Annotated in this window: 22 protein-coding genes; 11 read left to right on the top strand and 11 right to left on the bottom strand. The window is 43.7% G+C overall.

Annotation, left to right across the window (positions count from 1 at the left end; genetic code table 11):
• Positions 1-260 precede the first annotated feature (260 nt).
• From potA to DPF91_RS15995, 6 genes are all read left to right on the top strand, one after another.
• Positions 261-1,370, top strand: coding sequence for a spermidine/putrescine ABC transporter ATP-binding protein PotA (potA, locus tag DPF91_RS16020; protein WP_117235453.1), 1,110 nt, complete (start codon positions 261-263; stop codon positions 1,368-1,370).
• Positions 1,360-2,217 carry a spermidine/putrescine ABC transporter permease PotB gene (potB, locus tag DPF91_RS16015; protein ID WP_117235452.1) on the top strand — a complete coding sequence of 286 codons (858 nt, stop codon included), beginning with the start codon at positions 1,360-1,362 and terminating at the stop codon, positions 2,215-2,217. The genes potA and potB overlap by 11 nt, the downstream gene beginning before the upstream one ends.
• On the top strand, positions 2,217-2,987 hold the full coding sequence (gene potC / locus DPF91_RS16010; protein ID WP_117235451.1) for a spermidine/putrescine ABC transporter permease PotC: 771 nt from the start codon (positions 2,217-2,219) through the stop codon (positions 2,985-2,987). The genes potB and potC overlap by 1 nt, the downstream gene beginning before the upstream one ends.
• 118 nt (positions 2,988-3,105) lie before the next feature.
• Positions 3,106-4,140, top strand: a complete 1,035-nt coding sequence (locus tag DPF91_RS16005) for an extracellular solute-binding protein (RefSeq protein WP_117235450.1) — start codon at positions 3,106-3,108, stop codon at positions 4,138-4,140.
• A gap of 240 nt (positions 4,141-4,380) precedes the next feature.
• Positions 4,381-5,418, top strand: coding sequence for an extracellular solute-binding protein (locus tag DPF91_RS16000; protein ID WP_117235449.1), 1,038 nt, complete (start codon positions 4,381-4,383; stop codon positions 5,416-5,418).
• Between the two features lie 121 nt (positions 5,419-5,539).
• Positions 5,540-6,340 carry a GGDEF domain-containing protein gene (locus DPF91_RS15995; protein ID WP_123766767.1) on the top strand — a complete coding sequence of 267 codons (801 nt, stop codon included), beginning with the start codon at positions 5,540-5,542 and terminating at the stop codon, positions 6,338-6,340.
• Positions 6,341-6,355: 15 nt separating this feature from the next.
• On the opposite strand, the gene cobB is transcribed toward DPF91_RS15995, so the two are convergent.
• The 10 genes from cobB to DPF91_RS15945 form a co-directional block, all read right to left on the bottom strand.
• A complete protein-coding gene (cobB, locus tag DPF91_RS15990) occupies positions 6,356-7,084 on the bottom strand; it encodes a Sir2 family NAD+-dependent deacetylase (protein ID WP_117235447.1) in 729 nt (242 codons plus the stop codon).
• A gap of 181 nt (positions 7,085-7,265) precedes the next feature.
• On the bottom strand, positions 7,266-7,682 hold the full coding sequence (locus DPF91_RS15985) for a hypothetical protein (RefSeq protein ID WP_117235446.1): 417 nt from the start codon (positions 7,680-7,682) through the stop codon (positions 7,266-7,268).
• Positions 7,666-8,730 carry a formate dehydrogenase subunit gamma gene (locus DPF91_RS15980; protein ID WP_117235445.1) on the bottom strand — a complete coding sequence of 355 codons (1,065 nt, stop codon included), beginning with the start codon at positions 8,728-8,730 and terminating at the stop codon, positions 7,666-7,668. The genes DPF91_RS15985 and DPF91_RS15980 overlap by 17 nt, the downstream gene beginning before the upstream one ends.
• 14 nt (positions 8,731-8,744) lie before the next feature.
• Positions 8,745-9,353, bottom strand: coding sequence for a formate dehydrogenase FDH3 subunit beta (gene fdh3B, locus DPF91_RS15975; RefSeq protein ID WP_117235444.1), 609 nt, complete (start codon positions 9,351-9,353; stop codon positions 8,745-8,747).
• 11 nt (positions 9,354-9,364) lie between these two features.
• Positions 9,365-12,220, bottom strand: a complete 2,856-nt coding sequence (locus tag DPF91_RS15970; RefSeq protein WP_117235443.1) for a formate dehydrogenase subunit alpha — start codon at positions 12,218-12,220, stop codon at positions 9,365-9,367.
• Between the two features lie 11 nt (positions 12,221-12,231).
• On the bottom strand, positions 12,232-12,429 hold the full coding sequence (locus tag DPF91_RS15965; protein ID WP_117235442.1) for a twin-arginine translocation signal domain-containing protein: 198 nt from the start codon (positions 12,427-12,429) through the stop codon (positions 12,232-12,234).
• A 96-nt stretch (positions 12,430-12,525) separates the two neighbouring features.
• Complete coding sequence (locus DPF91_RS15960) at positions 12,526-13,155, bottom strand: TorD/DmsD family molecular chaperone (RefSeq protein ID WP_117235534.1); 630 nt, start codon at positions 13,153-13,155, stop codon at positions 12,526-12,528.
• 72 nt (positions 13,156-13,227) lie between these two features.
• Positions 13,228-14,895 (bottom strand): 4Fe-4S binding protein, encoded by a 1,668-nt coding sequence (locus tag DPF91_RS15955; RefSeq protein ID WP_117235441.1) that lies wholly within the window; start codon positions 14,893-14,895, stop codon positions 13,228-13,230.
• A 268-nt stretch (positions 14,896-15,163) separates the two neighbouring features.
• Positions 15,164-15,772: a DUF3306 domain-containing protein gene (locus DPF91_RS15950; RefSeq protein ID WP_117235440.1), complete on the bottom strand. Its 609-nt coding sequence runs from the start codon at positions 15,770-15,772 to the stop codon at positions 15,164-15,166.
• Complete coding sequence (locus DPF91_RS15945; RefSeq protein WP_117235439.1) at positions 15,765-16,244, bottom strand: DUF3305 domain-containing protein; 480 nt, start codon at positions 16,242-16,244, stop codon at positions 15,765-15,767. Before DPF91_RS15945 ends, DPF91_RS15950 begins: the two co-directional genes overlap by 8 nt.
• A gap of 213 nt (positions 16,245-16,457) precedes the next feature.
• Here DPF91_RS15945 and fdhD point away from each other — a divergent pair, with 213 nt between their 5' ends.
• A complete protein-coding gene (fdhD, locus tag DPF91_RS15940; protein ID WP_117235438.1) occupies positions 16,458-17,285 on the top strand; it encodes a formate dehydrogenase accessory sulfurtransferase FdhD in 828 nt (275 codons plus the stop codon).
• Positions 17,286-17,287: 2 nt separating this feature from the next.
• Entirely contained in the window at positions 17,288-17,995 is a 708-nt protein-coding gene (locus DPF91_RS15935) for a class I SAM-dependent methyltransferase (RefSeq protein ID WP_117235437.1), read from the top strand.
• A gap of 91 nt (positions 17,996-18,086) precedes the next feature.
• Here DPF91_RS15935 and DPF91_RS15930 read toward each other — a convergent pair whose 3' ends face one another.
• Positions 18,087-19,679, bottom strand: a complete 1,593-nt coding sequence (locus DPF91_RS15930) for an ABC-F family ATPase (RefSeq protein WP_117235436.1) — start codon at positions 19,677-19,679, stop codon at positions 18,087-18,089.
• A 273-nt stretch (positions 19,680-19,952) separates the two neighbouring features.
• Here DPF91_RS15930 and DPF91_RS15925 point away from each other — a divergent pair, with 273 nt between their 5' ends.
• The 3 genes from DPF91_RS15925 (at position 19,953) to DPF91_RS15915 (ending at position 23,848) form a co-directional block, all read left to right on the top strand.
• Complete coding sequence (locus DPF91_RS15925) at positions 19,953-22,301, top strand: AAA family ATPase (protein WP_117235533.1); 2,349 nt, start codon at positions 19,953-19,955, stop codon at positions 22,299-22,301.
• Between the two features lies 1 nt (position 22,302).
• The gene (locus DPF91_RS15920; RefSeq protein ID WP_117235435.1) at positions 22,303-23,181 is read left to right on the top strand and encodes a mechanosensitive ion channel family protein; all 879 of its coding nucleotides are present in this window, start codon (positions 22,303-22,305) and stop codon (positions 23,179-23,181) included.
• Positions 23,182-23,353: 172 nt separating this feature from the next.
• Positions 23,354-23,848 (top strand): fasciclin domain-containing protein, encoded by a 495-nt coding sequence (locus tag DPF91_RS15915; protein ID WP_117235434.1) that lies wholly within the window; start codon positions 23,354-23,356, stop codon positions 23,846-23,848.
• Positions 23,849-23,898: the final 50 nt, after the last annotated feature.

Raw genomic sequence — 23,898 nt, 5'->3', positions numbered from 1 at the left:
CGTAATTGGATTTGTTACCAAAATTGAATCCTACATATCCACTTGCAATAGTAGTTATTTGATTGATACTTAACCAATTGTCGATAAAAATTTTTTGTTAATAGTGCATGTTAAACAAAGTTTATTAATCAGCGAAATTTATTTCATGTTTACGATAAAAAAACGCTTTGATTTCACACTTTTGATGATTATGATGCGCCCGACAAAAATCCCTAGATAAAACAGGCTAACTACCTAGCCGAGGTGGAGATAAGCAGACATTGAACGCTAACACACATGCTGAAAATCCAGTTATTCGTTTAACTGGTATCAATAAGAGTTTCGACGGAAAAGAAATCATTGGTGGACTGGACTTAAACGTCAATCATGGAGAATTCCTAACCATATTAGGCCCGTCGGGTTGTGGTAAAACGACAGTTCTTAGAATGATTGCCGGATTTGAAAGTGCAGATGCCGGAAGTATTGTGTTAGACGGTCAAGACGTGACTTCAGTTCCTGCTGAGCAGCGTCACGTTAATACTGTTTTTCAAAGCTATGCCCTATTCCCACACATGACGGTTTTTGAAAACGTTGCGTTTGGGCTTCGTATGCAAAAAGTGGCCAATCAAGAAATCGAGCCTCGTGTAAATGAAGCACTACGAATGGTTCGTCTCGAGCAAATGGCACAGCGTAAACCGCATCAATTGTCTGGCGGCCAGCAACAACGTATCGCTATAGCGCGTGCTGTGGTTAATAAGCCAAAGGTTCTATTGCTAGACGAATCACTTTCCGCTTTGGATTACAAACTGCGTAAGCAAATGCAGATCGAACTCAAGCAACTGCAGCGCAAGCTGGGCATTACCTTCATTTTCGTTACACACGATCAAGAAGAAGCCCTTTCGATGTCAGACCGTATCATCGTGATGAAGGACGGCAACATTGAACAAGATGGTACACCAAAAGAAATTTACGAAGAGCCGAAGAACCTGTTTGTCGCGCGCTTCATTGGCGAGATTAACGTGTTCCATGCGACGGCACTTTCTCGCATTGACGAAAAACGGATCTATGCAGAAATAGAAGGCGTTCGCTCTGTTGTTTACTACGATAAACCAGTTGCTGAAGGTGAAAAGTTGCAAGTGCTTCTACGCCCTGAAGATTTGCGAATTGAAGAGATTCGTGAGTCCGAAGAAAAAGGCATTGTTGGCCACGTAACAGAACGGACATATAAAGGCATGACGCTGGATTCAGTCATTGAGACTGACAATGGCATGCGAGTGATGGTAAGTGAGTTCTTTAATGAAGATGATCCTGACGTTGATCACTCACTAGGTCAGAAAGTCGCTATTACCTGGGTTGAAAGCTGGGAAGTGGTACTAAAAGATGAGCAGTAAATTTAGTTTACAGAATGCAATCATCTCGTTAATTGTTGGCTGGTTGGTACTTTTCGTACTGATTCCCAATGTCATGATCATTGGAACCAGCTTCCTGACTCGAGATGAAGCAAACCTTATCGAGATGACATTCACACTCGATAACTATGCACGATTGATGGACCCATTATACATAAAGGTATTGTGGCATTCGTTCTATATGGCGATTGTTGCGACCTTACTGTGTTTAGTGATTGGCTACCCGTTTGCTTACATTGTAGCGAAAATGCCCGATAAATGGCGTCCATTCATGCTGTTTTTGGTCATAGTACCGTTCTGGACTAACTCTTTGATTCGAACTTACGGTCTAAAGATCGTATTGGGTACACAAGGTGTCTTAAATAAAGGTTTGATGGCTCTAGAGATCATCGATAAGCCTATTCGATTAATGTATACCGAAACAGCGGTAATGATCGGTTTAGTGTATATCTTGCTGCCATTTATGATTCTGCCACTCTACTCAGCTATCGAGAAATTGGATGATACTTATCTAGAAGCGGCAAAAGACTTGGGTGCAAACAAACTGCAAACACTGACTAAAGTTATTCTGCCACTTACCATGCCTGGCATTATTGGTGGTTGTTTGCTCGTTTTACTGCCAGCACTAGGAATGTTCTACATTGCAGACCTACTTGGTGGAGCGAAGAACCTATTGATCGGTAACGTGATTAAGAGCCAAGTGCTCAATGCCCGTGATTGGCCGTTCGGTGCAGCAACCAGTATTGCCCTTACTTTTGCTATGGCAGTCATGCTCTATGCATACTACCGAGCTGGTAAGTTATTGAATAAGAAAGTGGAGTTAGACTAATGGGACGTACTGCTAAGTTTAGCTTTATGGCGTTGGTTTATGCGTTCTTGTATCTGCCAATCATTGTACTCATTGTGAACTCATTTAATGCTAACAAGTTTGGTATGAAATGGGGTGGATTCACGACTAAATGGTATTCAGCGTTAACGAGCAATGACAGCTTAATGCAAGCTGCGTGGCACTCTTTGAACGTTGCTGTGTTCTCAGCAACAGCTGCAACCATTATCGGTAGCTTAACGGCAGTTGCATTGTTCCGTTACCAGTTTAAAGGCAAGAACGTGGTAAATGGAATGCTTTTTGTGGTGATGATGTCTCCAGATATCGTGATGGCTATTTCACTGCTAGCGCTATTTTTAGTGATGGGCTTCCAGTTAGGCTTCCTAACTCTGCTTATCGCGCACATCACTTTCTGCTTACCATTTGTTGTGGTGACGGTGTACAGCCGCTTGAACGGCTTTGACGTGAAGATGCTAGAGGCTGCGAAAGATCTCGGTGCAAGTGAGTGGACTACCCTTAAAAAGATTATTCTGCCACTTGCAAAACCAGCGGTTGCGGCTGGTTGGTTGTTAAGCTTTACCTTATCACTGGATGACGTGATTATTAGTTCATTCGTGACAGGACCGACATACGAAATCTTACCGTTGAAGATTTACTCAATGGTTAAAGTTGGCATATCACCAGAGGTGAATGCACTAGCAACGGTGATGCTTATTGTATCGCTCGTGCTTGTGGTTATTTCGCAACTTTTAGCGAAAGAAAAAATCAAATAACCTCAAGTCAACGTATCCTTGGGATCAAGTAGTTTGAACCACATTTTACTTGGTCTAGTTTAACTCTATCTAACTCTTTAGTATCAAGTTAGATAACGCTTAGTTTGGAGCTAACTCAATGAAAAAATGGGCTACTTTACTCGCTGGTAGTGCATGTGCGCTGTCACTCTTCGCAGGAGCGGCAAACGCAGAAGAAAATAACGAACTTGTTTTTATGAACTGGGGTCCTTACATCAACAGTTCTCTATTAGAGCAGTTCACCAAGGAAACGGGTATTAAAGTCATTTACTCTACCTACGAATCAAACGAGACACTTTACGCAAAACTAAAGACTCATAACCAAGGTTATGACCTAGTCGTGCCATCTACCTACTTCGTATCTAAGATGCGTGACGAAGGCATGCTGCAAAAGATTGATAAGACCAAGCTAAATAACTTTGATAATCTAGATACAAACTACCTGGATAAGCCATACGATCCAAACAACGAGTACTCTATTCCACACGTTGTCGCGATTACCGGTCTTGCAGTAAATACAGATATGTATGATCCAGAAGAGTTTCAAAGCTGGGCTGACCTTTGGAAGCCAGAGCTAGAAGGTCAGTTAATGCTGATGGATGACACTCGTGAAGTGTTCCACATCGCGCTTCGTAAGCTAGGTTACTCAGGTAATACTACTGACGAAAAACAAATTGATGAAGCATACGCCGAGCTGCAGAAACTAATGCCAAACGTGTTGGTATTTAACTCTGACAACCCAGGTGCACCGTACATGTCTGGTGAAGTAGGCTTAGGTATGCTTTGGAATGGTTCAGCGGCGGCTGCGCAAAACGAAGGTCTACCAATTAAATTGGTATTCCCGAAAGAAGGCGGTATCGGTTGGGTTGATAACTTTGCTATCTCATCTGGCGCTAAGAATGTAGACGCAGCACATAAGATGATCGACTTCTTACTTCGCCCAGAAATTGCAGAGCAGATTTCGCGCGATACAGGGTACTTAACGGCAGTGACTGAGTCTAACGCGAAGTTTAAAGATGTTGAGCCACTGTTCCCATCTCAAGAAGATCTTGACCGTGTTGAATGGCAAGCAGCAGTAGGCGACAAAACAGTAAGATATGAAGAATACTTCATGAAGCTGAAAGCTGGACAATAATCCGTTGATAATATAACCACTTATAAATAGGTAGCTTAGGCTGCCTATTTTTGTTTTAGCTGCTATACTGCGACCTAACACACATTTTTACACTTAGAATTAAATTGTTGTTAATGACCGATAGATTAATAATATTTGGTCAGCCTACCCTCATCTTATAGATTCTTGACAGTGATGCTTTACGCATCGTGTGAGCTATCTATATGGTCAAAGTGCCGAATCAAGTAAGACGGATTAAGAATGAAGAAGACACTTTTTACAGCTGCAGTTATTACCTCCCTTTCTTTCTCTTCTGCAAGCTTTGCTGCTAACGAAGAACTTTACTTTTATAACTGGTCAGAATACATCCCAAATGAAGTGCTAGAAGACTTCACAAAGGAAACGGGTATTAAAGTTATCTACTCTACCTATGAGTCTAACGAAAGCATGTATGCAAAGTTGAAAACTCAAGGTTCTGGTTATGATCTGGTTGTTCCTTCAACTTACTTTGTATCGAAGATGCGTAAAGAAGGAATGTTGCAAGAGATTGACCACGAGAAGCTCGCTCACTTCGCTGATCTCGACCCTAACTATCTTGATAAGTCTTTTGACCCAAGCAACCAATACTCAATCCCATACATTTGGGGTGCAACAGGTATTGGTATGAATGTAGACATGTTAGACAAATCTTCAGTACAGAGCTGGGGAGATCTCTGGGATTCAAAATGGGAAGGTCAGCTAATGCTGATGGATGACTCTCGTGAGGTATTCCACATCGCCTTGACTAAGTTAGGCTACTCTCCAAATACAACGGACCCTAAAGAAATTGAAGAAGCGTACCAAGAGCTGAAGAAATTAATGCCTAATGTTCTTGTCTTCAACTCCGATTTCCCAGCGAATCCATACCTTGCCGGTGAAGTTTCACTGGGTATGCTGTGGAATGGCTCAGCGTACATGGCTCGTCAAGAAGGTGCTTCAATCGACATCATTTGGCCTGAAAAAGGTGCGATCTTCTGGATGGACAGCTTAGCTATCCCAGCAGAGGCAAAAAATGTAGAAGCCGCGCACAAGATGATTGACTTCCTACTTCGCCCAGAGAATGCAGCGAAAATCGCGTTAGAAATTGGTTACCCTACTCCAGTGAAAACGGCATACGAGCTACTTCCTGAAGAATTTTCTGGCGATCCAAACGTTTTCCCCCCTCAGTCTGTAATGGACAGCGGTTCATGGCAAGATGAAGTCGGTGAAGCAGCTGCGCTTTACGAAGAGTATTTCCAAAAGTTAAAAGTGGATAACTAATAAGAGCAATATACCCTCATTAATACGATAAATTTCTTTAAAGCGGCCTATGCCGCTTTATTTTTGCCTAATGTTTATGTAATGTTAAATAACACATCGTACTATTAATGGGAGTTTAGCTTTGAATCATCGTTATTTACCGATCGCGACTTTAATGACAGTGACTTGTTTACTGCTTGCATTTGTCCTCGATGGTTCAGTTGTCGTTGATTCTGCAGCAGATATCGTTTTTGAAAGCATGACTTTGTTTGTCATTATCTATGTAATGGCAGTTTCAAAAAGCAAGATCGTGCAAAACCGAAAGCTCCTTGCGGGGGTTATCGTTCTTATCTGCAATAAACTTTATGACGTCGTAACAGAAATTGAAGTGATTGACGAGTTCATCGATAACTACGAAGTACTTGATACCCTTCTTGAAGATGGCATGCTACAAGTTTCTGTGTTGCTTATCGCTTTCGGGATATCAGAGATGATTCGTAAAGCTGAAGATACTTCGTTAACGGATGCACTTACAGGCTTGTTTAACCGCAATAAACTGGAGCGTGTTTCTTTATCCAACTTTGAACTGGTTTACTTTGATTTAGATGGCTTTAAAGAGATCAATGACACTCTTGGGCATCAATATGGTGATGTGATTCTTTCTCGCTTTGGTAAAGCCATCAATTCAAACTTAAACAAAAGAGAGCAAGGCTTTCGTTTGGGTGGCGATGAGTTTGTCGTGGTGCTGGAACCAGGTCGCTGCATTCAATTTATTGATGAACTTAGATCATGCTTAAATGAGCAACCCATATTGTTTAGTTACGGCAAAGCTCGAGCGACTAAGGCAACATTAAAGGTGGGATTAGCGAAAGCTGACCAAGCTATGTATGACATGAAACGCCAAAAGAAAACGATAGCGCCACCTGCTCAGCATGCTATATAGGGTCACTCTGGCTCTCTATGAGTTTACGCTTTGCATGGCCAATAACTGCTCTACGAGTTCAGGTACTTCGATACTGGCTTTTCCGTAACGTTTCTCCGCAAACTCACTTTCTACAGCACTTGGTTCCAAATTGATTTCGATAGTATGTGCGCCGTGCATTTTGGCGTCATGAACAAAGCCGGCTGCTGGGTAAACTACCCCCGAAGTACCAATCGATATGAACAAATCGGCGTCTTCTAATGCTGCGTAGATGTCCCCCATACGTAATGGCATTTCACCAAACCAGACAATGTGTGGGCGTATTTGAGCAGGAATTTGGCAGCAGTGACAAAGGTCACCAGTCTCGATATCATCCTTTTGTTCAATGACTTGATTTGACTCGCTACAGCGTGCTTTTAAAAGTTCACCGTGCATGTGGATGATATTTTGAGTCCCGCCTCTCTCGTGAAGGTTATCAATATTTTGTGTAATGACAGTAACCTTGCCATCGAGTTCTTTCTCTAGTTTTCCAAGCGCTTTATGAGCGGCATTAGGTTGAATTGATGGATTCTGTAACTTCTTTCGCCTTTGGTTATAGAAAGACTGTACGAGGTCCGGATCGCGCTCAAAACCTTCTGGAGTAGCAACATCTTCAATCTTATGATTTTCCCACAATCCATCTTGAGCACGAAAGGTCTGAATACCTGATTCTGCAGAAATCCCTGCCCCAGTTAAAATGACAATATTTTGATACGGAAATTCCATGCTGTACTCCTCTCTTCCTGATAGATAAAGCATAACACTCAATCAATCGCTTCTATAGTTTTCGGAATTAGACCATAGTCGCATTAAGGTCTTTCTATCTTAGCTTTGTGATGGACTCCCAATATAAAGAGCGACTTAAACGTCGCTCTTTTATCAAATAGGTGCAACCCATTGAAAGTAACTATAGGTTTGGGCCTTTAAGGACACTCAATGGTTGGTTGGCTTTCAATTGTGTCATACCTTGGTACATACGAATGAACCAAACAACGATTGCAATCGCTCCAAATAACATACCTACATAAGGGATGTAGTACGCGATTTCATCAATGATATGACTCTTATACCAGTAGTCATTAACACCGATTAAAATGCCGTTTGATGTTGCTACTGTGACTATTAACACCACGAAGTAAGTCAGATTCAAAAAGAACGTGCGAATTAGACCGTAGTAGTGTGAATCAACCACCTCACCATCTTCGCCTTTATCCAAACGATAGCCTGCATAGACAATCGCTATGACACCGGAGATTAAGCAAGTAAACGGTGTAAAACAGCTTAGAATGTACGCAACCCAAATACCTTTATGAGGTTTGTTCATTAGGTTTAGCTCCTTTTACTTCGTCTTTCTTGGCTACTGTCTCGCCTTGATTTGCTTGTTCTGCTTTCACTTCTTCATACCAAAGATCATGATGCTCTTTCGCCCAAGTTTCATCAACTTCGCCCGTTACCATACCCTCTAGCGCACCTTCCATTCCGAACAGGCCAATATAGATGTGGAATACAAAACCACAGATAAGAACCAGAGCTGCCAACATGTGAACAAGGTTCGATAGCTCCATATCGCGGCGAGTTTGACCGAATATAGGGAAATCGAGGATCAAACCACTTGCTGCTACTACTGCACCTACAATGATAAGTAACCAGAACAACGCTTTTTCACCGGCATTGGAGAACTCCGCCGAAGGATGGCTGCCTTTATGTTTGCCAACCATACCACCTAGCTTCATAAACCAAACGAAATCGACTTTCTTGAAGATAGATTTGCGCCACCACTTCAACAGAACACACACCAATAGCACACCAAAGATTGGGCCAATGTAGTTATGGTATTGCTTCGCCAGCATGATGATGAAGCCCCAAAGATCTGTTGGAATATATGGTTTTAAGAAGTGTTTACCGTAAACCAACATCAAGCCGCTAAAGGCGAGTGTAAGGAAAGTAAATGCCATACTCCAGTGGAGTGCACGGTCTAATCGAGACCAACGCTTCACCTTACGTCCAGTGCGCGGGGCACTTAACATGAGTGGGCCAATTACAATGTACATCAAAGTAACAAAAGCGATACTGCCAAAGATTGCTACTGCGCCGGCTGGTGACATCCATTTTTCTTTTAGAATGTACCAAGTCTGACCTGGAGTACTGATAAGCACGCCATGCTCTGGAAATTGAGAGGTCGTATAACCCTCTTCTCCCGCACGAACATTTTGCCAGAACTCAGTGCCAGCTAATTGTGTCATCTCTCTTTCTGCAACTTTACCCTGCTCAGCGTGTGCCGGAACTGACACGGTAAGTAGAGGTACTGTGAGCAGCAGTGCTGTCATGAATGACAGCACTGATAGAGATGCACGTTTAATCAATTCAAACATGAATCTCTCCAAGATTAGCTCTTAGTTGCGTCGTAAGACAGGTCGTTACCGTCTGTCCAGCCCGCACCTTTAGCACCACGTTCAACAACACGTTGACGGAAGATGTCAGAAACCTTGTCTGCATCACCAGCAAGTAGCGCTTTGGTTGAACATAGAGATGCACACATAGGTAGTTTGCCTTCGGCAATACGGTTAGCACCGTACTTTTGGCGCTCTTCTACTGAACCAGGTTCAGTTTCTGGACCGCCTGCACAGAAGGTACATTTATCCATCTTACCGCGTTCACCAAATGCCGATTGTTTCGGAAATTGAGGGGCACCAAACGGGCAAGCAAATAAGCAGTAACCACAACCGATACACAGATCTTTGTTGTGTAGAACAATGCCATCTTCGGTGTGCTCAAAACAGTCAGCAGGACACACCGCCATACAAGGCGCATCTGTACAGTGCATACAAGCAACAGAGATTGAGTTTTCACCTGGCTCACCATCGTTTAGTGTAACTACGCGGCGACGCTGGATGCCCCACTCAAGTGCATCATCGTTTTCGTTCTTACATGCAGTGACACAGCCGTTACATTCGATACAACGCTTAGTGTCACAAAGGAATTTCATTCTAGCCATTTCGTGACTCCTTACGCTTTAGAAATGTTACATAGGGTGACTTTGGTTTCCTGCATCTGAGTAACAGGATCGTAGCCGTACGTGGTCGCGGTATTCGCCGCCTCACCCGTAACGTATGGTGCAGTACCTTCTGGGTACTTGTTGGTTAAGTCTTCACCTTGGAAGCGACCACCAAAATGGAACGGAATAAATGCCATACCCGGTTTAACACGGCGAGTAACCAGCGCTTTCACCTTAATGCGGCCTTTTTCTGCGCCTTCTACCCAAACATCGTCACCGTCTCTGAAGCCGATGTCGTTGGCATCTTTCGGGTTCACCTCAACAAACATTTCTTGTTGAAGCTCAGCAAGCCAAGGGTTTGAACGCGTTTCTTCACCACCACCTTCGTACTCAACCAGACGGCCAGAAGTCAGAACAATTGGGTATTCGCCCGATTTATCTTGATCCTGAATCGACTTGTAAAGCGTTGGTAGGCGGTAGATAGATTCGCTGTCATCCCAAGTTGGGTAATCAGTTACAAGGTCACGACGTGGCGTGTATAATGGCTCACGGTGTAGAGGCACTCGGTCCGGGAATGTCCAAACCACTGCACGCGCTTTCGCGTTACCGTAAGGAATACAACCGTGTTTAATAGCAACACGTTGGATACCGCCAGAAAGGTCTGTCTTCCAGTTTTTACCTTCCGCTAGCGCTTTCTCTTCCGCAGTCAGATCATCCCACCAACCAAGGTGTTTCAGAAGTTTGTCGCTGAATTCTGGATAACCATCTTCAATCTCTGAACCTTTTGAGTAGCTGTCTACTGCAAGTAGGCTCTGACCTTCAAATTCCACACCAAAACGGGCACGGAAGTTACCGCCACCTTCAGCAACAGGGATAGATGTGTTGTAAAGGATGTGCGTACCAGGATGTTTCATCTCTGGCGTGCCCCAACATGGCCAAGGTAGACCGTAAGTCTCGCCGTGGATTGGACCGCCTTCTGCTTCTAGAGAAGTCTTGTGGAACGTATGCCAGTTTTGTTGGTGCGCTTTAATACGCTCTGGGCTTTGACCTGTGTAGCCGATCGTCCACATACCCTTGTTGAATTCACGGGTGATGTCTTCAATTAGTGGCTGGTTGTTTTCGATCTTACAGTTTTTGAATAGCTCATCAGCGAAACCAAGCTTCTTTGTTAGCAAGTACATGATTTCGTGGTCTGGCTTAGATTCAAATAGCGGTTCGATAACCTGATCACGCCACTGAATCGAACGGTTTGATGCCGTTACACTGCCGTAAGTTTCAAACTGAGTCGTTGCCGGTAGAAGGTAAACACCGTCAGTACGCGTGTTCATTACCGCAGCGTGCGTTGGGTATGGATCAACGATTACCATCATATCCAGCTTCGACATCGCTTTTTGCATCTCTGTACCACGAGTCTGCGAGTTAACCGCGTGACCCCAGTAGAACATTGCACGAATGTTGTCGTTCTGCTCGATGTTAGCTTTGTCTTCAAGAACACCGTCAATCCAACGAGAAACTGGGATACCCATGTTGTTCATTGGCTTTTTGCCGCGGTACTCGTTCTGGTCAAAGCGTTTTTTCAGCCACTCGTAATCCACGTCCCACACTTTCGCCCAGTGTTTCCATGAGCCATCAGCAAGACCGTAGTAACCCGGTAGTGTGTGAGAAAGTACGCCAAGGTCAGTTGCGCCCTGTACGTTATCGTGACCACGGAAGATGTTTGCGCCGCCACCTGATTTACCCATGTTACCGAGCGCAAGCTCAAGTACACAGTAAGCACGTGTGTTGTTGTTACCTGTGGTGTGCTGAGTACCACCCATACACCAAACGATACAACCTGGACGGTTTTCAGAAAGCAGCTTCGCGGTTTGGTAAACTTCTGCTTCCGAGATACCAGTAACACGCTCTACTTCAGCTGGAGACCATTTCGCCACCTCAGCTCGGATTTCATCCATACCAAATACACGTTGGTTGATGAACTCTGTGTCTTCCCACTTGTTTGCGAAGACATGCCACAGAACTCCCCAGATGAACGCCACGTCCGTACCTGGACGAAGTGATACATAATGGTCAGCTTTAGCTGCGGTACGAGTACGACGAGGATCCGCAACCACAATTTTACAGTTGTTCTTCTCTTTCGCGATTAGAATGTGCTGCATTGCAACTGGGTGTGCTTCAGCCGGGTTTGACCCGATGAATAGCATCGACTTACAGTTGTGCATGTCGTTGAAAGAGTTGGTCATCGCACCGTAACCCCAAGTGTTTGCTACACCAGATACGGTTGTTGAGTGACAGATACGCGCTTGGTGGTCAACGTTATTCGTACCCCATAGCGACGCCATTTTACGGAAACTATAAGCTTGTTCGTTGTTATGCTTAGCACTACCTAGCCAGTAAACCGAGTCTGGACCAGATTCTTTACGAATCTCTAGTGCTTTGTTGCCGATCTCTTCGATGGCTTGTTCCCAAGAAAGCTTTTTCCACTTACCGTCTTCGAGTTTCATTGGGTACTTCAGACGGCGTTCACCATGACCGTGCTCACGCAGTGCCGCGCCTTTTGCACAGTGTCCACCAGCGTTGAATGGGTGGTCAAAAGCAGGCTCTTGTCCTGTCCATACGCCATTTTGAACTTCCGCGTAGATACCACAGCCTACTGAACAGTGTGAACAGATCGTGCGTTTGATTTCGGTTGCTGCATTAGGATCAACGTCCTTCGCTTCAACTTTTTTGATCATTCCAGGTGCAAACATGCTTGCACCTGCGATTGCACCACCTGCAGCAATCGTAGAATTCTTCATAAAGGCACGTCGGCTAATCCCGAGTCCCTTTGGTTTTTGCGATACGCTATCAGAGCGTTTTGTCAGTTTCATTCTGTCGTTCCTTATAGCGTGTCGTAGTAATCACGAATATGTTGTGTTTCGCGATAGCCTGTTTGTTTATCCGCTTTTACTTCAACTGGTTTGTCATCCGATTGAGCGGCAGCATTTCCTACGCTCGCGACTACGGTTCCAGCAACGGCAGCTGTTGTGAGTCCTTTAAGCAGTTCTCGTCTGCTTGTATCGACTTTTTTCTCTTTCATTTTTGCTTCCTTATCGCTAATGCTGATCAGCTCTATTCGATGATCAGCATAATTGGGTGCTCAAGCACCTCTTCGGCATCATTGCGTGGTATAGGTTTACTCATCGACAGTATCGATGAGGTTCTTAATTTCAATTGCTTTACCGAAATCAGCTTTAGTGCTGTTTTCACTAAATTTCACTTTCTCTCGGGATAAGAAAGCTTGCGTTAGTTCAGCAACAGAAACGTAAAAATCGGATGAAGGCGCTTCAACAACTTGTTTAGTCAAAGACTCAAACCAATTCGCGATATGTTTGTTGTAAAACGCTTGTTGTAACTCGTCATGTGCATCTGCGATGAATGACATCACTTCAAACACTGCTGCTACGTGATCCTCTGGCTCTTTGACTTGCTCATCACGTTCAAGACCAATGATTTTCAGATCTTGGCGTAAAATGGCTAATGGTTTTTCCATTAGGGAGCCAGTGATATGCCAAGAAGCAAAGGGCACAACCTCACCACGTCCGATGCCAATGAAGAGTTGTTGAAATTCATCAGCTACAAGTGACGTTTCAGCGTTTTTTGCGGCAATCTTTAAGTTTGACCATGCTTGTTGCATCTCACTTGATTCATCGTCAACGTCTAACTCACTTAAGAACGCAAGTGTTTCTGTTGTTGGTGCGTTTCGATAAAGAGAAGACAATAATAAGTAGATATCTGATCTCAGTGCGTTCTGCTCTTGCTCGATATCCTGAGCGAATTTGGTCGCGTTATCGCTCTTATGAACCATAGGTTTTTGAGTGATTGGAGAATTCATAAATTAGTAATCCAATTGTTTATTTGGGTCTTCCGCAAGGGCTTCAAAAACATCAACTACACGGCAGTCTTCACACATAGCAATACGATTAATCGCAGTTTGATCAGAGAAATGAGAGTGACCGCGTAACTTGTCTTGTAGCATAGTAATCATTGATTGAGGGGCGAAAGGCTTACCACAACGAAGACATTCGGCCGCTTTTTCTTCATGAAGTGTTTGAACGGACTGCCTTTGCCCAGCATTCCAGTTAATCTGAGCGGATAACGTTAATGCGTTCTCAGGACATGCCTTAGTACACATTCCACATTGAATACAGTCCTGCTCAATAAATTGTAGAGCTGGGGATTCGCCATCGTTGTATAGCGCTTTAGTAGGACACACAGCGACACACCCCATGCACAATGTACAATCCTGACTAGCGCAATTCACTTTGCCAAAAGGTGCGCTCGTTGATATCGCAATGACATCGTCTCGCTGTGCAAAACGATCATTGACATGATCAAGCGCTTGGTAGAGACGTTGACGTTTAGAGCCCTCTAGGTCCCCAAACCTCATGTCGTTTGGCGTGTCAATTAAACTTGGTGGACCTTGTCTCAATGACTCTAAAAATAGGATATCGATGCTCTCAACTGGAAGACCAAGATCAGTTAATAGAGACTGAGCAATACCAACCTCTTGAGTCATGACTTGAATGATAGTCTTCGGCATGTGCTGACTTGCAGCGAACAACACCTGACTCGCGCCATTAACTAGCGCAGCAAACCATGTATCGATACCAACAGAAGGAAGCTCTTCAACCACGATTGGCACAACATTGTCTGGCAACGCTTTAAGGGCCATCAGGTTGTACATTTCATGGCGAGAGCTACAAAATAGGACTATTGGATTTTCGCCACCCACTTTGAAGTAGTTTGCTAGTGTACGCTCGACAAACTTTTGAGTATCTTGTGGATTAGGTAAGGCGTAATGGATTGCTTCTGTTGGACAAGCCGTTGCGCATGTTCCTATTCCCTGACACAGATACGGATTAATATCGATGTTGTAACCTGTCTTATCACTCCCTTGACTCGACAGTGCCCCTGCAGGACAAGCATCAACACAACGCTCACAACCTTTCACACCGCGAGAGCTATGTGCACATAAATCGGTATCAAGGCGGAAGAACTTAGGTTTATCGAATGTCCCCATTAGCGTAGGAACTTCTTCCAATGCTTCATTTAGAGGTGGGTATCCACGACCAACAGGATAATAACCCGGTACGGGCACCTCTTCTTCCATGATTCCGGTTAACGTCATATCGAGTACAACATCAAAGCAATCATGATTCAGCGCTGCAATCGCGAGGTTTGACTGAGTCCCTTTATTCGATACCGTAGCGGTAAATGTCCCTAAGAAGCCATTAATTGCGACACTATCCGCATAATAAGTTGCATGAGCATCTTGAGAAGCTTTAACGCCATCAGTAGACAGGAGAGTGACGCTATTCATGGAAGTGAACTGCGGGATAAGGTCTTCAATAATTGAAGTTGGACCAACGATAAGTAAATTGCCTGCACTTTGGTAACTAACCGTCGGTGGGATCAGATTGGCTAACTCTACGGTGTTATTCACCGCGTAATAGCGCGCTTTTCCGTTTGTTGAGGTGGATTGTTTTAATTGTTCTTTTAGCATTTGCTCTGTCCAGTGTAGAACACAGAAGAAATTGACTCTTCTTGTTGTCAACTAACTAGAGCTGTCTTTGCAATTACCATTCCAAGTTTTAATTCTTTAAATATCAGCCAATTAAAGGCCAAAGTAAGGTCTCAATGAGTATGATTATCAGGTAGATAAATGAGTGGGACATAATGTCCCTACTCAAATTATGTGTAACTAGGTCAAAATGACCCTATTTTTTAATGGGTTAAATTGTCCTATTAACACTTGATCCCATTTTAGGTAGTTAAGCATCATTCTGTTGTGAATGCTCAACCTCAGCTGTGAGCTCTTCATCTATGTTATTGCCAGCTTGGTCTACAGGAGGTTGTTCTGAGTGCGCCTTTTCTGAGTCTTCAGTCTGATCTCTGATTGATTCAGCGCTGTTCGCTTCTACAGACTCATCTTCTTCATTCTCTTCAATCTGTTCTTTAACCCATCCTCGTAAGGTTTCAGCCACCTCTGATGCAAGTGGTTTTACAGAAGAATAATCATGGTCGTAATCATTGAGTCTATCAACTTGGTTAAACTCTTCACTTAGAAACAGTTTCCTCAGGGCGGCTTTTTTTATCGATTTATCTGCATCTGAAGTCAGCAATGAAGCGATACTTTCTTCGCCTTCAGTTTGTTTAGAGTCTTCAGCTTGTATGGGTTCTTCTGTCGATTGCTCGTTATCTGATTGAATAATTACTTCTTCGGTAGACTCAGCCAAATCATATGAAACCTCACTTTCAACAACAGGTTCTGAGCTACCCTGATGATTTAATGCCAAAGCATCTTCTTCCGTAACTGTTTCTTTTTCTTCTAGTTTCCTCTTTGACCAACGAGAAAGAAAGCCGTTTGATGTACTACTCATATTTTCCCTTTTTCTCGCTAGAACGCCCCGCCCCTCTACGCTTTTTACGCCTCACTTCAAGCAGTTCGCCATGACGACCAATAAAGGCTTCCATCCAAGCTTGAATAGGTAAAGGCATATCGATTGAAAGAACAACATAGTCGCCATCCATATACTGCCCAGCAACACTTTGTGAAGGCGTTAAGATAACGATATTGGCAATTTCACCTTGCTCAAAGTTGTCGACCACTAGAAATAGCTTTGGTTGCTGCGAGCTAAGGTTAAATCTGTAGTCTGTTCGTTCATCACGATGAAGCTCTATTGTTTCGATATAGTCACTGCCTTCTGGCTTTAACTCCACACCCGAAAATTGCCATTGCTCTGTCGGCCACTTGCCTATTGAGACCAACTGTTTCTCCAGTTGAAGCCCAACACTCCAGACGATGTCTGATTTTTCTTGGTTTGCTTGTTCTTGTTCTACTTGAGAGTTCATGCAGCCTCTTAATTTTTATTTATCTTCAGAAAGCAGATTCATTTAATTCTCTTAACATCAAGCAATTTATGTTCCACTGTTCGTTCATGCAAGCTTGAGACCATTAGCACAGCGTTGGAATGCAACTTGCTTTAACATACATCTGTCTATGTTTTGGCATAGAAGTAACGAAAAACACTACCACTGTATATTTATACAGTTACAGGACTTAGCGTGGTTAAACCCAACATAATTAAAACGACAGAGAACCCACTTCAAACCATGGAGGTTGAGGTTTATGACGAGTATGGCGAATCTATGACCAAGCAGATCGCTTGCGAGCAGCCATTAACTGTTATGCTCAACTGGAAAGAAATCGTTACCTTGATGACACTTGGTTCAAGGCCAGAATCACTAGTATTAGGTTACTTGAAAAACCAGAGCTTCCTATCTGACCCAGAAGCCATAGAGTCTGTCATTATCGACTGGGAAACCCATTCTGCTGCAGTTATTACCAAAGAAAATACCGCGCACCTTGAAGACGCATTAAAGAAAAAGACCGTCACCTCCGGCTGTGGCCAAGGTACCATGTATGGCAATGTGATGAAGCAATTGGAAAACTACCAAGTGCCACAAACGCCATTGAAGCAATCAGAAATCTATACCGCTCTGGAAGCTCTGACACATTACAATGATACTTATAAGAAAGCCGGTGCGGTACACGGCTGTGCTATCTGTGAAGGTAATAAAGTGCTTTCATTTGTAGAAGATGTCGGCCGCCATAACGCAGTGGATACTCTAGCTGGTGAGATGTGGTTAAACGGTGAAAGCGGTGAAAATAAGATTTTCTACACGACTGGTCGCTTAACCTCTGAGATGGTCATTAAAGTCGCTCAAATGGGTATCCCAGTCTTGCTATCTCGTTCTGGTGTGACACAGATGGGCTTAGACCTAGCGAAGAAATTTGGTATCACCACTATCGCACGAGCTAAAGGTTTGCGCTTTCAAGTGTTTGTGGGTGCTGAGAAAATTGAGTTTGATGTCAAAGGCAATCAGGAATAACTGTGAGCGAACAATATAACAATGAGATTTCCAAGCACTATTCAGCCTATCGACCACCTTTGCATGGGTTGATATTGAAGCAAGCGTTAGGTGATGGTCTATTATTTCCCGTTGGGCTTGACATTGGCTGTGGTACGGGTGTATCGAGCAAGGCGTTGCTGAATCATTGCGACCATATTATTGGTGTTGAACCAAGCAGTTCCATGTTAGCTCAGACACAATTACATCCACGCATTGATTATCTGCAAGGCTTTGGTGATGCGATGAATGTAAAAGACAGGTCTGTAGACCTTGTTACTTTCGCAGGATCGCTAAGCTACGCTTTGTCTGACGACTTGGTCACCGAAGTGTATCGAGTGTGCTCTTCCAGTGCTGTTGTCATGGCGTATGACTTTGAGGTGCTACTCGAAGAGCACTTAGATTTGCTTAATGTGGATATTGAACCAACAGAATCTAACTACAATCATGCGATTAACTTTTCAGGCTATTCGCAGTTAAAAGAGATTGAGGTATACAAAGGTCAACTGGAACTCGTTGTAACGCCTGAACAACTCGCTCATGTTTTATTCTCTTCCGAGAAGCGCTTTAATGCATTCAAAACTCAATATGGAGACAAGGCGTTTGATGATGTGGTGAAACGACTCAATGACTTCAAGTCGGAACATACAATTACGGTTGATATCTACTTCTCGACTTATAAGGTAATCTAAAGGGCGATATATAAGAGCTCATATACCAAAAGCACCAGATATAGAAAAGCCTCGCAATTGCGAGGCTTCATTTCCATTGGTTCAACTATTGTTACTCGTTGATGCCCTTAGACTTCAGGAACTCAGAGTAAGTACCTTTAAAATCGGTGATCTTGTTATCTTTGATTTCAATGATACGAGTAGCTAGAGAGTCAACAAATACACGGTCATGCGATACGAAGAACAGAGTACCCTTGTATTGCTCAAGTGCCGTATTCAATGATTCGATAGATTCCATATCCATGTGGTTGGTTGGCTCATCCATCAGTAGCATGTTTGGCTTGTGCATCATTAGCTTACCAAGCAACATACGACCTTGTTCACCACCAGATAGAACTTTTACAGACTTCTTAATATCGTCTTGACCAAATAGCATACGACCAAGGAAGCTACGTAGAACTTGCTCATCATCGCCTTCTTGTCTCCACTGCCCCATCCATTCCATTAGGTCTAGGTCTTCAGCAAAGTCTTCAGCATGGTCTTGAGCGTAGTAACCGATGTTAGAGTTTTCAGACCACTTAAACTCACCAGAACGAGGTGCGATAGTACCGGCTAGAGTATTCAATAGCGTTGTCTTACCTACACCGTTCTCACCAATAATCGCCACTCGCTCACCTACTTCAAATATTGCATTAAAGTCAGTAAATAGGTCTTCTTCAAAGCCTTGAGTTAAACCTTCTATAATAAGAGCATTACGGAACAACTCTTTAGACTGTTCGAAGCGAATGAATGGGTTCTGACGGCTTGATGGTTTAACTTCTTCAAGTTGAATCTTATCAATCTGTTTAGCACGAGATGTGGCTTGTTTTGCTTTCGATGCGTTAGCTGAGAATCGAGCTACGAAAGTATTAAGCTCTGCAATCTGTGCTTTCTTCTTAGCATTATCAGATAGTAGACGTTCACGAGCTTGAGAAGCTGCAACCATGTACTCATCGTAGTTACCTGGGAATAGGCGAAGCTCACCGTAGTCCAAATCAGCCATGTGTGTACATACTGAGTTCAGAAAGTGACGGTCGTGCGAGATGATGATCATAGTGCAGTTACGTTGGTTCAGCGTTTCTTCCAACCAACGAATGGTATCCATATCCAAGTTGTTCGTAGGTTCGTCGAGCAGCATGATATGCGGGTCGGCAAATAGAACCTGTGCTAGAAGAACACGCAGTTTCCAACCTGGAGCGACTTCACTCATTAGACCGTAGTGCTGCTCTTCTGGGATACCTACTGCAAGTAGCAATTCACCGGCTTTTGCATCTGCCATGTAACCGTCCATCTCAGCGAACTGAACTTCTAGGTCGGCAACGAGCATGCCTTCTTCTTCAGACATCTCTGGTAAAGAGTAGATACGATCACGCTCTTTCTTCACTTCCCAAAGTTCTTTGTAACCCATGATAACGGTGTCGATTACTGTGAACTCTTCGTATGCAAACTGATCCTGGTTTAGCTTAGCAACACGTTCATTTGGGTCGTAGCTTACGTTACCACCTGTTGGCTCAAGCTCGCCACTCAGGATTTTCATAAAGGTTGACTTACCACAGCCGTTTGCACCGATTAAACCGTAGCGATTCCCCTCGCCAAATTTCACGGAGATATTTTCAAAGAGTGGTTTCGCACCAAATTGTTGGGTGATGTTCGCTGTAGAAATCAAAGCCTTTACCTACTTAATAACAGAATTGCGCGCCAAGGTACTGTTTCGTGTGACGAACTTCAAGTATTGATTTGATTATTCTTTTATCAATTGACAGTTAACTCCAAGCCAAAAACCACTCAAAGTAGAAAAAAACATATGATTAACAACATAAGGTGTTGTCCTATATGCATATTTTCTAGGAAACGCTATATTGATAGGTAATGAAGGAAACACGGAGCCATTCTGCGCTCCCTCTAAGGATATTCTGTGATTAAAACCTTTAGCATTTATTTGCGTTCAGGCACCTCACCATTGCTTTTTCTCTGTCTTTCACTGCTTTCCTTTTCATCTTTGGCATCTACAGCGTTTGAAGATGAGAAGGTCACTGAATTACACAATGACGCTATCGAGATTAGCAATGAAGTTCAGTCTCTACCTGAACCACTATTTATGACAAAGTCAGACATCAAACAGACGAAAGATGTACTGAGGAGAACATTAATTGCGTTGAGTCAGCATACTGAGACTTTTTCATCAAATCTAAGCCAGTACTACAGCGAACCAAGAGACGAAACGTGGGAAAACGTTGAATCTAACTACCTAACTTTAAACAGCCTCAGTAAGAGCAAGCAAAGTCTCCTAGAACTGACTACTGCTGCAACCCGAGAAACACTAACCGGTTTTGGCCCAATCGGTGTGACTCAACTAAAGGAAGAGCTCTACCTTACGCAGCTCAATGCCGAATACCTGATTATTTTTCAGCTAAGAAGCTTCAAGAAACTCATTTCGGATTTCTTTATCTCGCCAATCCCGATTGTTTGGGCCGGCTTGAAAGTCTTCTTTATTTACATCTTACTATCTTGGTGGTTAGCCAACAGCGGTCGCTTGGTTGAAGGCTTTAAGAAAAACCAAATTGCATCCGTGCAAGAGCCGCCACTATGGGTTCGTTTAATCTGGTATATCAGCCGTGCACGCATTGCTATCGCTTGGTTAATCGCAATTACCCTTTCTCTCAATATTCTTGCTGAACTGCCAAGCTTGCAGCACCTCGTGTTCTTAGAGGTATTCACTTGGTGGATTCTTGGTGGCTCGATAGCGGTGAGCTTCTTGCTCGAGTTCGTTTATCGTCACAGCCGCGCAGCGGGGAAAGACGCTGCTAAGTTACGACTATCGACCATTCGCCGCTTTGTATGGAGTGCCATCGTAACCGGAGTCATCCTGCAACTTGCTGGAATGACAGTAGGAATAGGCACCATTTATTACTGGATTTCTAGTCTGGTTGTGTTTTGGTATGCCTTCATCACTTTCACCGTCCTACGTATGTGGAAAGCCACCGTTTTTGAGTCAGTTGAAGCACAAGCAGAGCAACCCAATATTATTCGTTGGGCGTACAACAAGCGCGATATATTTGTACTAGGCTTAATCTCCACCGCAATCGCTGCGTTCTGGCTATTTGGCCAGTTTGTCCGTAATTTGCTTCTTAGTAACCTGTCTCGCTATACCCTGTTTAGCCAAGGTCTTGCTTATCTATTCCGGATTGAAGTAGCAAAACAAAGTGATCAGGGGGCTGATTCACAGAACTTAGTGCGTATTAAAGGAAACAAGGCTTTTGAGTACATCACACCAGGTTCTGAAGATAGTGAATTGATTGATTACGGCACTGAAGAAATCAAGCAACTTGGTCGCTACCTGTTTACCGATAGCCCTGCTGTCGTTGTCGTCTCAGGCGAGCGTGGTATCGGAAGTACAACCCTGCTCAAACAACTCCTGTACAAAGTTAAAAATGCCGAACCGATCTACCTTAACTGCCCATATGCTGGCTACAAAGAATTATTGGTTCACTTTGCTGTGTCGTTGGGCTTAGAAGAAGATGCGACAGAGATTCAAATTTTAAGCCACCTACGAAAAAGTGAGACCACTTACCTTATCGCGGTTGATAACACTCAACGTTTGGTTAAGCCTATGGTTGGTGGCCTTAGCAGCTTGATTAAGTTTACTAATCTTTTACGACGCTCTAAGAAGAATCACCGAGTGGTTATGAGTATCGAAAAATCAAGCTGGCGCTTTGTAGACCGAGCTCGGGGGGAGCGTTTGCTGTTTGATATGGTGACCTTTTTACCTAACTGGAATGAAACACAGGTTGAAGCCCTGCTCGACTCTCGTATTAATCGTAAAATAGAAAACCCATTAACGTTCGAAGGTTTAGTCGTGCCTAAACAGTGGGATCAAGAGCATATCAGTGAAGAGCAGCGTGCGAAGAAAGGCTTCTATCGTATCCTATGGCACTATTCTGATGGTAACCCAACTGTGGCTCTGCGTTTCTTCCGTTTATCTCTGCGTCGCAATAAAGAAAGCGACGCTGTGGTGGTTCGCTTGTTCCACGCACCGCAATCTCAAGAGCTCGAAAAAATGCCAAAACCGATGTTGGCTGTACTTCGTTCGATTGTTCAACTCGAGATCGCCACCCCAGATGAACTTTCAGAGTGCACTCAATTAAGTACTGCAGAGGTTCTTGGGACGCTTCGCTACTTCCAGAGCCGTGGGTATATCGAGTGGAGCGAAGACAAAGCACGCCTCTCTGATCACTGGTTCCGCCACATTACTAACGTACTCGACCGTCAACATTTACTGGTGAAATAATATGCTGTTTAAATTTATTACCTTTTGCTTTGCGCTGTTAGCACCATCGGTATTCGCGACTGAAGAGCTCACTGCCAATGTTGATCATATCCAACAGTTTGCCAGCTTAATTCGCTGGAGCGGTGTATTGCTGTCGATACTCGTTATCGGAGCTACTTGGTTACTGTTGCGCTTCTTAGGTTCGATAGTCGACGGTGTGAGTGGTCAGTTTGTCCAGTACCGAATGCCACTTCAGAAGATGCAATCATTCCTGCAATTCTTCATTTACATGACTGCAGGTGTGGTGGTCTTCATGATGAGCTTTCGCATCAATGACCAAATATTGGCTCTCATTGGCGGTACGCTCGCGGTATCGGTTGGTTTTGCTATGAAAGACCTTGCTGCCTCATTCATTGCAGGCCTTACGGTAATGATCGACCGACCATTCCAGGTTGGAGACCGAGTCACCTTTGAAGGTAACTACGGTGATATTACGACGATTGGTCTTCGAAGTGTACGAATGCGCACGTTGAACGATGACATCATTACTATCCCGAACAACAAGTTTTTAAGTGAAGTTGTTGTTAGTGGCAATTATGGTGCGCTCGACATGCAAGTAGTGATACCGTTCTATATAGGTCTGGACGAAGATATTGTGCTAGCACGCGACTTGATTCAAGAGGCGGCATCTTCAAGTCGTTACATCCACCTCCCCAAGCCGGTAACCGTTTTAGTGCAGCAGACTATCAGCGAAAACTACCTTGCAATTAAGCTGACCTGTAAAGCATATGTCGTCGATACAGGGTATGAAAAGCTCTTTGAAACTGACATAACCCTACGTGTGATGAAAGAGTTTAAAGAACACGGAATTAAGCCACCGAAGATCGCACTGCAAAGTTAGCTTAGAAAAAATAAGCATCTAATCCCATTCAAAGCATTCGCCCACTAAGGCTCTCTTTCTAGTTATAAAGTATATAAGAGTTAAGTGGGCGATTTTCTAACTAGGTTAAGTGATCATTCTGAACAACATCGCGTAACACACTTCGACACCCCCACAAATGAAGGAATATTTTATGTTCAAGCGTGTTATTGCATTAATCACTACTGTCATTGCGTCACTCAGTTTTTCTATTGCGCAAGCCGACCATCACGGAATGAAAAAAGACATTGTTGATGTCGCAGTAGAAAATGGCTCATTCACAACGCTAGTCGCAGCCGTACAAGCCGCGGGCTTAGTTGATACTCTTAAAGGCGAAGGTCCGTTTACTGTTTTTGCGCCTACCGATGACGCTTTCTCGAAGCTGCCCGATGGCACTATTGACATGTTGTTGAAGCCTGAAAACAAAGACAAGTTAGTCGCTATCCTGACCTACCATGTCGTACCGGGCAAAGTAAAAGCCGCAGATGTTGTATCGCTAGATAAAGCCGCAACGGTTCAGGGCCAAGATGTGATGATCAAGATGATGGGCGATAAGGTGATGATTGACAACGCAAACGTCATCATGGCAGATGTCATGGCATCAAATGGTGTGATCCACGTCATTGATACAGTAATTATGCCGAAATGATCTGCGTCATAAGTAAACTACACGGCTCGCATCTGCGAGCCGTTTTTAGT

Source organism: Vibrio maerlii, from assembly GCF_003415655.1.
GTDB lineage: Bacteria > Pseudomonadota > Gammaproteobacteria > Enterobacterales > Vibrionaceae > Vibrio > Vibrio maerlii.
Note: the sequence above shows the minus strand (reverse complement) of the source record. Positions and strands in the feature narration are given on the sequence as shown.

What these genes read in the sequence shown, in the direction of transcription:
- DPF91_RS15950 (WP_117235440.1), bottom strand. Translation starts at nt 15,772, where the DNA reads ATGAGTAGTACATCAAACGGCTTTCTTTCTCGTTGGTCAAAGAGGAAA.
- DPF91_RS15985 (WP_117235446.1), bottom strand. Translation starts at nt 7,682, where the DNA reads ATGAACAAACCTCATAAAGGTATTTGGGTTGCGTACATTCTAAGCTGT.
- DPF91_RS15945 (WP_117235439.1), bottom strand. Translation starts at nt 16,244, where the DNA reads ATGAACTCTCAAGTAGAACAAGAACAAGCAAACCAAGAAAAATCAGAC.
- DPF91_RS15955 (WP_117235441.1), bottom strand. Translation starts at nt 14,895, where the DNA reads ATGCTAAAAGAACAATTAAAACAATCCACCTCAACAAACGGAAAAGCG.
- cobB (WP_117235447.1), bottom strand. Translation starts at nt 7,084, where the DNA reads ATGGAATTTCCGTATCAAAATATTGTCATTTTAACTGGGGCAGGGATT.
- DPF91_RS15965 (WP_117235442.1), bottom strand. Translation starts at nt 12,429, where the DNA reads ATGAAAGAGAAAAAAGTCGATACAAGCAGACGAGAACTGCTTAAAGGA.
- DPF91_RS15920 (WP_117235435.1), top strand. Translation starts at nt 22,303, where the DNA reads ATGCTGTTTAAATTTATTACCTTTTGCTTTGCGCTGTTAGCACCATCG.
- DPF91_RS15915 (WP_117235434.1), top strand. Translation starts at nt 23,354, where the DNA reads ATGTTCAAGCGTGTTATTGCATTAATCACTACTGTCATTGCGTCACTC.
- potC (WP_117235451.1), top strand. Translation starts at nt 2,217, where the DNA reads ATGGGACGTACTGCTAAGTTTAGCTTTATGGCGTTGGTTTATGCGTTC.
- fdh3B (WP_117235444.1), bottom strand. Translation starts at nt 9,353, where the DNA reads ATGGCTAGAATGAAATTCCTTTGTGACACTAAGCGTTGTATCGAATGT.
- DPF91_RS15970 (WP_117235443.1), bottom strand. Translation starts at nt 12,220, where the DNA reads ATGAAACTGACAAAACGCTCTGATAGCGTATCGCAAAAACCAAAGGGA.
- DPF91_RS16005 (WP_117235450.1), top strand. Translation starts at nt 3,106, where the DNA reads ATGAAAAAATGGGCTACTTTACTCGCTGGTAGTGCATGTGCGCTGTCA.
- DPF91_RS16000 (WP_117235449.1), top strand. Translation starts at nt 4,381, where the DNA reads ATGAAGAAGACACTTTTTACAGCTGCAGTTATTACCTCCCTTTCTTTC.
- potB (WP_117235452.1), top strand. Translation starts at nt 1,360, where the DNA reads ATGAGCAGTAAATTTAGTTTACAGAATGCAATCATCTCGTTAATTGTT.
- DPF91_RS15980 (WP_117235445.1), bottom strand. Translation starts at nt 8,730, where the DNA reads ATGTTTGAATTGATTAAACGTGCATCTCTATCAGTGCTGTCATTCATG.